The sequence below is a fragment of the Stenotrophomonas sp. GL_111 genome (assembly GCF_057835245.1).
This window is the reverse complement of sequence record NZ_CM174421.1, coordinates 4,312,706-4,322,294: the sequence shown is the minus strand read 5'-3', so window position 1 is coordinate 4,322,294 and position 9,589 is coordinate 4,312,706. Positions and strand designations below refer to the sequence as shown.

Annotated in this window: 5 protein-coding genes; 2 read left to right on the top strand and 3 right to left on the bottom strand. The window is 67.5% G+C overall.

Features of this window, described 5'->3' with window-relative positions; all coding sequences use genetic code 11:
* Positions 1 to 117: 117 nt before the first annotated feature.
* Positions 118 to 2,265, top strand: coding sequence for a S46 family peptidase (locus tag AC3IPM_RS19195; RefSeq protein ID WP_489301825.1), 2,148 nt, complete (start codon positions 118 to 120; stop codon positions 2,263 to 2,265).
* A 63-nt stretch (positions 2,266 to 2,328) separates the two neighbouring features.
* Positions 2,329 to 5,781: a hybrid sensor histidine kinase/response regulator gene (locus AC3IPM_RS19190; protein ID WP_489301824.1), complete on the top strand. Its 3,453-nt coding sequence runs from the start codon at positions 2,329 to 2,331 to the stop codon at positions 5,779 to 5,781.
* Positions 5,782 to 5,808: 27 nt separating this feature from the next.
* Here AC3IPM_RS19190 and mntP read toward each other — a convergent pair whose 3' ends face one another.
* From mntP to acs, 3 genes are all read right to left on the bottom strand, one after another.
* Positions 5,809 to 6,387 (bottom strand): manganese efflux pump MntP, encoded by a 579-nt coding sequence (mntP, locus tag AC3IPM_RS19185; protein WP_489301823.1) that lies wholly within the window; start codon positions 6,385 to 6,387, stop codon positions 5,809 to 5,811.
* A gap of 415 nt (positions 6,388 to 6,802) precedes the next feature.
* Entirely contained in the window at positions 6,803 to 7,468 is a 666-nt protein-coding gene (locus AC3IPM_RS19180; RefSeq protein ID WP_489301822.1) for a response regulator transcription factor, read from the bottom strand.
* Between the two features lie 126 nt (positions 7,469 to 7,594).
* A complete protein-coding gene (acs, locus tag AC3IPM_RS19175; RefSeq protein ID WP_489301821.1) occupies positions 7,595 to 9,538 on the bottom strand; it encodes an acetate--CoA ligase in 1,944 nt (647 codons plus the stop codon).
* Positions 9,539 to 9,589: the final 51 nt, after the last annotated feature.

The window sequence follows — 9,589 nt, the reverse complement described above, 5'->3', positions numbered from 1 at the left end:
CACAAGGTAGCGCCGGGCCATGCCCGGCGGATTCTCACGTCCGGCTGCGGCCCGGCGTTGCCCCACAGCGTTCCAGCGGCTATGGTCCCGGGCTGTTCTGTCGTACCGGATTGCCTCATGTCGCCACGCAAAGCCCTCCCTACCGCCCTGGCCCTCGGCCTCACCCTCGCCGCGGCCGCCCACGCCGATGAAGGCATGTGGATGCCGACCCAGCTGCCCGAGCTGGCCAAGCCGCTGAAGGCGGCCGGGTTCAAGGGCGATCCGGCCGACCTGGCCAATGTCACCGCGGCGCCGCTGAGCGCGGTGGTCCGGGCCGGTGGCGGCACCGGCTCGTTCGTATCCGCCGACGGCCTGCTGCTGACCAACCACCACGTGGCGATGGGCGTGATCCAGTACAACAGCTCGCCCGAGCACAACCTGATCAACGATGGCTTCATCGCCAAGGGGCGCAGCGACGAGCGCGCGGCCAACCCGGATTTCCGCGTGCTGGTCACCACCGGGTTCGACAAGGTCACCGATGAAGTGCTGCGCGATGCGCGTGGCAAGACCGGCCGCGCGTACTACGACGCGGTGGACCGCGCCAGCAAGCAGCTGGTGGCCGACTGCGAGGCCGAGGGCAACGTGCGCTGCAGCGTGGCGGACATGTACTACGGCACCGATTTCTACCGCATCCGTCAGCTGGAGCTGAGCGATGTGCGCCTGGTGTATGCACCGCCGCGCGCGATCGGCAACTACGGCGACGAGATCGACAACTTCATGTGGCCGCGCCACACCGGTGATTTCACCCTGCTGCGCGCCTACGTGGGCAAGGACGGCAAGCCGGCCGCGTACAGCCCGGACAACGTGCCCTACCAGGCACCGGCGCACCTGAAGATGTCGGTGGACGGTCCCAGGACCGGCGATTTCGCCATGCTGGCCGGCTACCCGGGCATCACCTACCGGCACCGCACCGCCGCCGAGTTCAGCGGCCAGATCGATGCGGTGCTGCCGCGCCGGGTGGCGCTGTTCCAGCAGATGATCGACACCATCGAGGCGGCCAGCGCCAAGGATGCGCAGGCGCGCACCCGCTACGCCTCGCAGCTGCAGTCGCTGAAGAACAACCGCAAGCGCGCCGCCGGTGAGCTGGAAGGCCTGCTGCGCAGCGATGCCAAGGCCCAGCGTGCCAGCGATGAAGCCGCCATGCTGCAGGCCACCGAGGTGAAGTACCGCGGTGATATCCAGGCCCTGCTGGGCTCGTTGTCGCAGGGGGCCGCGTTCGGTGAGCGCGACCTGCTCCTGGAACAGGCGGCCACCCAGAGCCAGCTGCTGCGGTCGGCGTTGACGCTGGAGCGCCTGCGCATTGAATCGGCCAAGCCCGATGCCGAGCGCGAGAGCGGCTACCAGCAGCGCGACCAGGCGTTGATCGAAGGCGTGCTCAAGCAGGTCCAGCGCCGCTATGCGCCCGAGGTGGAAAAGGCCCTGCTGAGCGCGTTGCTGGGCCGCTACCAGCAGCTGCCCGATGCACAGCGCCTGCCCGAGTTCGACGCCGCGTTCGGCCGCACCCCGGCCGCGCTGACCAAGGCGCTGGACACGCTGTACGCCGGTACCCGCCTGGGCGAGGAAGCCGAGCGGCTGTCGCGCTTTGCCACGGCCAAGGACGGCAAGGCGCTCGCACGCGATCCGCTGATCGACATCGCCGGCCCGCTGGTGGCCGCGCAGCTGCGCCTGGAAGACCAGCGCAAGACCCGCGAAGGCGAACAGCTGCGCCTGCGCCCGGCCTACATGCAGGCGTTGTTTGCCTGGCGGGCCAAGCAGGGCCGTGCGGTGTACCCGGATGCCAACCGCACCCTGCGCGTGAGCTACGGCAAGGTGGAAGCGCTGTCGCCGCGCGATGCGGTGCATTTCGACCCGGTGACCACCGTGGCCGGGATCGTGGAGAAGAACACCAACGCCTACCCGTTCGATGCGCCCAAGCCGCTGCTGGACGCCATCGCCAAGGGCGATTTCGGCAGCACCGCCGACCCGGTGCTGAAGACCCAGACGGTCAACTTCCTGACCAATCTGGATACCACGGGCGGCAACTCCGGTTCGCCGGTGCTCAATGCCAAGGGCGAGCTGATCGGGCTGAACTTCGACAGCAACTGGGAGTCGGTCAGCGCCAGCTGGTGGTTCGACCCCCGCTACAAGCGGGCCGTGCACGTGGACATGCGCTACCTGCGCTGGCTGCTGGCCAAGGTCTACCCGGCACCGGAACTGCTGGAAGAAATGGGCGTGCCTGCCGAATAAGCGCCACGGCCACGACCCTCGGTCGTGGCCTACACTGCGGTTTGCTCTCACGGAAACCCCCGCGTGATCTCCAGCTGGATCCTGCTGTTGGTGTCGGTGGCCTATGCCGCGCTGTTGTTCGGCGTGGCGTGGTGGGGCGACCGTCGGCCGATGTACCCGGATCGCCCGTGGTTGCGCCCGGTGGTCTACAGCCTGGCGCTGGCGGTGTACTGCTCGTCGTGGACCTTCTATGGCGCGGTCGGCACCGCGGTACGCAATGGCATCGGCTACCTGCCGATCTACCTGGGGCCGCTGCTGCTGTGGCTGTTTGGCTGGCGCATCATCGAGCGCCTGGCGCTGATCTCGCGCAGCCAGAACGTGGTGTCCATCGCCGATTTCATCTCCTCGCGCTTTGGCCGCTCGCGGCGCTTGGCGGCGCTGGTGGCGATGATCGCGCTGATCGGCATCGTGCCGTACCTGGCATTGCAGTACAAAGCGGTGGCGATGAGCCTGCAGGTGCTCACCGGCAACGTCGGGCCCACCGGTTTCTTCAGTGATCCGGCGCTGTACGTGGCGCTGCTGATGGCGTTGTTCGCCACGCTGTTCGGTACCCGCCAGGTGGATGCCACCGAGCACCACCACGGCATGATGCTGGCAATTGCGCTGGAATCGGTGATCAAGCTGCTCGCGATGGTGGCCCTGGGCGTGTTCGCCTACGTGTGGTTGAGCGACCGCACCGAGGCGGTGGTGGAGTCGGCGCACACCTTGTTCGCCGCGCTGCCGCCGGTCGGCTTCATCTCGCAGACCCTGCTCAGCTTCCTGGCGATCATCTGCCTGCCGCGCCAGTTCCACGTGGCCGTGGTGGAATGCGGTGACGTGCGCGATGTGCGCCGCGCGCGCTGGATGTTCGGCACGTACCTGGTGGTGATCTCGGCGATGGTGATTCCCATCGCCACCGCCGGCGTGCACCTGTTCGGCACCGGCGGCAGCGTCGCCGATGACAGCATGGTGCTGGCCCTGCCGCTGGCCGAGGGCCGCAAGTTCCTGGCGCTGGTCGCCTACGTGGGCGGTTTCTCGGCCGCCACCGGCATGGTCATCGTGTCCTCGATCGCACTGGCCACGATGGTCAGCAACGACCTGGTGATGCCGGTGCTGCTGCGCCGCAGTGGCGACCACCAGGAAGCGGCCGACGTCGCCTCGCGGGTGCTGTGGATCCGGCGCATGGCGATCCTGCTGCTGGCACTGGTGGCCTACAGCTACTACCGCGGCAGCAGCAACGACAGCACGCTGGCGTCCTACGGCCTGATGGCCTTTGCCGCCGTGGCGCAGTTCGCCCCGGGCCTGATCGGCGGGTTGTATTGGCGCGGGGCCAGCCGGCGCGGCGTGGAAGTGGGCATGCTGCTCGGCTTCGGCACCTGGATCTACACGCTGCTGCTGCCGGCGCTGACCCATGCCGGCTGGATGGACGCCACGTGGTTGCAGCAGGGGCCGTTCGGCATCAGCTGGCTGCAACCGCAGCAGCTGTTCGGCATGAGTGGCTGGGACCCGCTGACCCACGGCACGTTCTGGTCGCTGCTGGTCAATGCCGCGGCGATGCTGCTGGTGTCGGTGCGCTGGCGCCCCGGCGTGGACGAGCGGTTGCGTGCGGCGCCGTTCCTGGACCCGTACGCACAGCGGCCCTCGGTGGCCGGGGCGTGGCCGGGCCATGTGCATGTGGGCGATCTGCTGGCACTGGCTTCGCGGGTGGTCGGTGAACGCCATGCGCGGCGGTCGTTCTTCGAGCAGGCGCAATCGATGGGCCGCGAGCTGCAGGCCTCGGCCGCCGCCGACCGCGCCTGGGTACAGTTCACCGAGCGCCTGCTGGCCGCCTCGATCGGCGCGGCCTCGGCACGCCTGCTGCTGACCAGCCTGCTGCGCGGCTCGGGCATGGACCTGGGCGAAGTGGTGGCGGTGCTCGACGAGGCGGGCCAGGAGCTGCGCTTCAACCGCGAGATCCTGTCCACCACGCTGGAGAACATCAGCGCCGGGGTCAGCGTGGTCGACCCGGACATGCGCCTCACCGCCTGGAACCGCCGCTACCAGCAGATGTTCGGCTATCCCGACGGCATGCTCTATGTGGGCCGCCCGGTTGCCGACCTGATCCGTTACAACGCCGAGCGCGGCGAGCTGGGCGAGGGCGAGATCGAAGTGCAGATCAACCGCCGCATCGGCTACATGCGGGCCGGTTCGCCACACATCTTCGAGCGCACCCGCAGCGACGGCAAGGTGATCGAGATGCGCGGCCAGGCGCTGCCCGGCGGGGGCTATGTCACCAGCTACAACGACATCACCGACTACAAGCATGCCGAGCGCGCGCTGCTGGAAGCCAACGAAACGCTGGAGCAGCGCGTGGCCGAGCGTTCGCACGAGGCCGAAGTCGCCCAGCAGTCCAAGACCCGCTTCCTGGCCGCGATCAGCCACGACGTGCTGCAGCCGCTCAATGCCGCGCGCCTGTTCGCCTCGGCACTGCGCGAAAGCCACCACAACAACGAAGAACAACGCCATCTGGCCGAGCGCGTGGACGCCTCGCTGCGTGCCGCTGAAGAACTGCTGGACGGCCTGCTGGATGTCTCGCGGCTGGACGCCGGTGGCCTGCACCCGGTGATCGGCGATTTCGATGTGAGCCTGCTGATGCGCGAGCTGGCCGCGCAGTACTCACCGGTCGCCGCCGGGCGTGGCCTGCGCATGGACCTGTTCGCGCGCCCGGCCTGGGTGCGCAGCGACCGCCGCCTGCTGCGCCGGGTGCTGCAGAACTTCCTGGCCAATGCACTGCGTTACACCCGCCAGGGCCGCATCGTGCTGGCCGTGCGCCATCGTGGCGAGGAAGTGGAGTTGCAGGTGTGGGATACCGGCCCGGGCATTCCCGAGCACCACATGCAGCAGATCTTCGATGAGTTCCACCGCTACCAGCAGCCCTTCGACTGGGGCGAGCAGGGGTTGGGGCTGGGTTTGTCGATCTGCCAGCGCATCTCGCGCCTGCTCGATCACCGCCTCAACGCGCGCAGCCGGGTGGGCAGTGGCAGCATGTTCTCGATCCTGCTGCCGCGCGTGCAGGCCCCGCAGCTACCGTCTTCGGCTGCGCCGTCGCTGTCGCCGCCCCCGGTACCGCGCACCGATTCACTGGCCGGCATGCGTGTGCTGTGCGTGGACAACGACCAGGAAATCCTCGACGGCATGCGCGCGCTGCTCGGGCGCTGGCAGGTGGAGGTGATCACCGCCAGCACCGTGGACCAGGCGTTGCAGCAGGTGGTGCAGCAGCCCGATGTAATGCTGGTGGATTACCACCTGCACGACCGCCTGGATGGCCTGGATACGCTGGTGGCCCTGCGCGAAAAGGCCGGCCGGCCGATTCCCGGGGCGTTGTTGACCGCCGATGGCCGCGATGAGTTGAAGCGGATGGCGCGCGAGCGTGGCTACCGGTTGCTGACCAAGCCGATCAAACCGGCCTCGCTGCGCGCATTTCTGGCCGCCTTCCACGCCCCGCACGGTGACATGTAGCCGCGCGGGACGCTAGGTTCAGGGCGCTCAGCCCATCGCACCACTGAGGTGTTCGTACAGGATGGTGGCGCCGATGATGATCAGGATTACGCCGCCGATGATCTCCGCACGCTTGCCCACCAGGGTGCCGAGCACGCGGCCGAGCATGATGCCGGCGGTGACCATGGTCAGCGTGCACAGGCCGATGACCAGCGCCATCACCCCGATGTTGACGTCCAGGAAGGCCAGGCCGATACCCACCGCCATCGCATCGATGCTGGTGGCGAAACCGGTGATGGCCAGCCGCCAGAAGCCGTGGTGTTTGTCGGGGTCGTCTTCCTCGCTGCCGTCATCGGGGCGCACGCCGTTGATGATCATGTGCACGCCCAGCGCGCCGAGCAGGCCGAAGGCGATCCAATGGTCGAAGGCCTCCACGTACTGCAGGGCGGCACGCCCCAGCAACCAGCCGATCACCGGGGTGATCGCCTCGATCACACCAAAGATGAGGCCGGCGCGCAGGGCGTCGGGGAAGCGCGGCTTGCGCATGGCAGCGCCTTTGCCGATCGCCGCGGCGAAGGCATCGGTGGACATGGCAAAGCCGATCAGCAGGATCGAGAGAGGGGACATGGTGGGGTACGGCAGGTTGGGCAGTGACAGGCAACGGGCCGCGCTCGCGCCCAACCTGTCGTTGCGCACGCGGACCGCTGGTCTCGCCAACCATCATGGCTACCCGCACCACGGCGCACTGGCCGAGTATGTTGATACGGGCGATTCCTGCAGCAGGAATCAGGCTACTCCCCAAGGGGACGCGAAGCTTAGCACCGGGTACGCGGCGTGGCGCGTTTAGCGCGCATTGCGCAGGTAACGCTGGAATTCATAGCTCTGGCTATAACGCCTGCGCGGATGCGGATGCGGATGCGGATGCGGATGCGGTTGGGGTTGGGGTTGCCGAGCATGGCTCGGCACTACCGGGCGACCTTGGGTAGTGCCGAGCCATGCTCTGCAACCGCGCGCAGCGCGGCATCAGTCACGTTCGGGTGGATCAATCCTCTTCCGGCGGCAACACGATCGGCTCGTCGTCGATGGCCAGCTTGCCGGCCATCAGCACCGCCTGGGTGCGGTTGGTGACGCCCAGCTTGCGCAGGATCGCGGTGACGTGCGCCTTGATGGTGGCTTCGGAGACGTTGAGGTCGTAGGCGATCTGCTTGTTCAAGCGGCCGGCCCCGAGCATCTGCAGCACGCGGAACTGCTGCGGGGTGAGCTCGCGCAGGCGCTGGCCGATCTCGCGTTCCTCGCGCCCGGTCGGGGGCACGTTGTGCGCCTCCGGCGGGGCCCAGGTTTCGCCATCCAGGATGGTGCCCAGCGCATGGCCGATGGTGTCCGAGTCGGCGGATTTGGGAATGAAGCCGAATGCACCGTGATCAAGCGCGCGGCGCATCACCGTGGGTTCTTCGCGCGCGGACACCACCACCACCGGCAGCTGCGGGTGCAGCGCACGCATGTGCACCAGCGCGTTGAAGCCCTGCGCCCCGGGCATGTTGAGGTCCATCAGGACCAGGTCGGCATCGGTGTGCTGGTCGGCCAGCTGGTACAGCGCTTCCACGCTGTCGGCCTCATACAGCTGCACGCCGGGAATCACGCGTTGCACGGCGCCGCGAAGGGCTTCGCGGAACAGCGGATGGTCATCGGCAATCAGGAGGGTCGTCATGGGGGATAGCTAATCAGATGGAGCCAACAGGCACCGTGATCGTGTGCAGGATTACGTTCCAATGGTGACCCGCGTCCCTCCACGCGGGTCACCACGGGGCGCATCGTGCGCCGTCACGATGAAGGGTTACTTCACTTTGCGTTCTTCCACCAACGACGCCACCACCGACGGGTCGGCCAGGGTGGAGGTATCGCCCAGCTGGTCCGGGGCGTTCTCGGCGATCTTGCGCAGGATGCGGCGCATGATCTTGCCCGAGCGCGTCTTGGGCAGGCCCGGTGCCCACTGCAGGTGGTCGGGCGCGGCGATCGGCCCGATCTCCTTGCGCACCCAGGCGATCAGTTCCTTGTGCAGTGCGTCGCTGGGGGCCTCGTCGGCCACCAGGGTGACATAGGCATAGATGCCCTGGCCCTTGATGTCGTGCGGGAAACCGACCACGGCCGCTTCGGCCACCTTGGGGTGGGAAACCAGCGCGCTTTCCACCTCGGCGGTGCCGATGCGGTGGCCGGACACATTGATCACGTCATCCACGCGGCCGGTGATCCAGTAATAGCCATCTTCGTCGCGACGGCAGCCGTCACCGGTGAAGTAGCTGCCCGGATAGGTGCGGAAGTAGGTATCGATGAAGCGCTGGTGGTCGCCATACACGCTGCGCATCTGGCCCGGCCAGGAGTCGCGGATGATCAGGTTGCCCTCGGTGGGGCCGTCCTTGATCTCGCCATCGGCATTGACCAGCGCCGGCTGCACACCGAAGAAGGGCAGGGTGGCCGAACCCGGCTTGAGATCGACCGCGCCCGGCAGCGGCGAGATCAGGATGCCGCCGGTTTCGGTCTGCCACCAGGTGTCCACGATCGGGCAGCGGCTGTCGCCGACCACTTCGTAGTACCAGCGCCAGGCTTCCGGGTTGATCGGCTCGCCCACACTGCCGAGCAGGCGCAGCGAGGCACGCGAGGTGCGCTTGACCGGTGCTTCGCCCTCGCGCATCAACGCGCGGATCGCGGTCGGCGCGGTGTAGAAGATGGTCACCTGGTGCTTGTCGATCACCTCCCAGAAGCGCGAGGTGTTCGGGTAGTTCGGCACGCCTTCGAACATCAGCGAGGTGGCGCCGTTGGCCAGCGGGCCGTACACGATGTAGCTGTGGCCGGTGACCCAGCCCACATCGGCGGTGCACCAGTAGATGTCGTCCTCGCGCAGGTCGAACACCGCCTCATGGGTGTAGGCCGCGTACAGCAGGTAGCCGGCGGTGGTATGCAGCACGCCCTTGGGTTTGCCGGTGGAGCCGGAGGTGTACAGGATGAACAGCGGGTCCTCGGCGTTCATGCGCTCGGGCTCGCACTGCGCCGGCTGCGGGTCCACCACATCATGGAACCAGCGGTCGCGCGGGGCCTGCATGTCCACCGCACCGCCGGTGTGGCGCACCACCAGCACGGTTTCCACCGTGGTGGTGCCCGGCATTTTCAGCGCGGCATCGACGTTGGCTTTGAGCGGAATCTTCTTGCCGCCACGCAGGCCTTCATCGGCAGTGATGATCAGCTTGCTGGCGCAGTCGATCACGCGGTCGGCGATGGAGTTCGGTGCGAACCCGCCGAACACCACCGAGTGCACCGCACCGATGCGCGCGCAGGCGAGCATGGCCACGGCGGCATCGACGATCATGGGCAGGTAGATGGTGACGCGGTCGCCCTTCTTGACGCCCAGATTACGCAGCGCGTTGCCCAGCCGGCACACCCGCTCGTACAACTCGCGGTAGGTGACGCCCTGGGCCGGCGCATCGGCGCTGTCGGGTTCGAACAGCAGCGCGACCTTGTCGCCGCGCGTGTCGAGCTGACGGTCCAGGCAGTTGACGCTGGCGTTGAGCTCGCCGTCTTCGAACCACTTGATGCGGAAGTCGTCGAGCTGGAAGCTGACGTTCTTGATCGTGGACGGCTTCTTGTACCAGTCCAGGCGTTCGGCGGCCTTGCCCCAGAACGCGTCGGGGTTCTCCACCGACTCGCGGTAGAGCTGCTGGTAAGTGTTCTTGTCAATGCGCGCCTTGGCGGCAACATCCGCCTTGACGGGGTAAAGATCAGCCATGGCACCCTCACTTGCACTAGGACTTGGGTTGTGCGATCGCAGCATAACCGG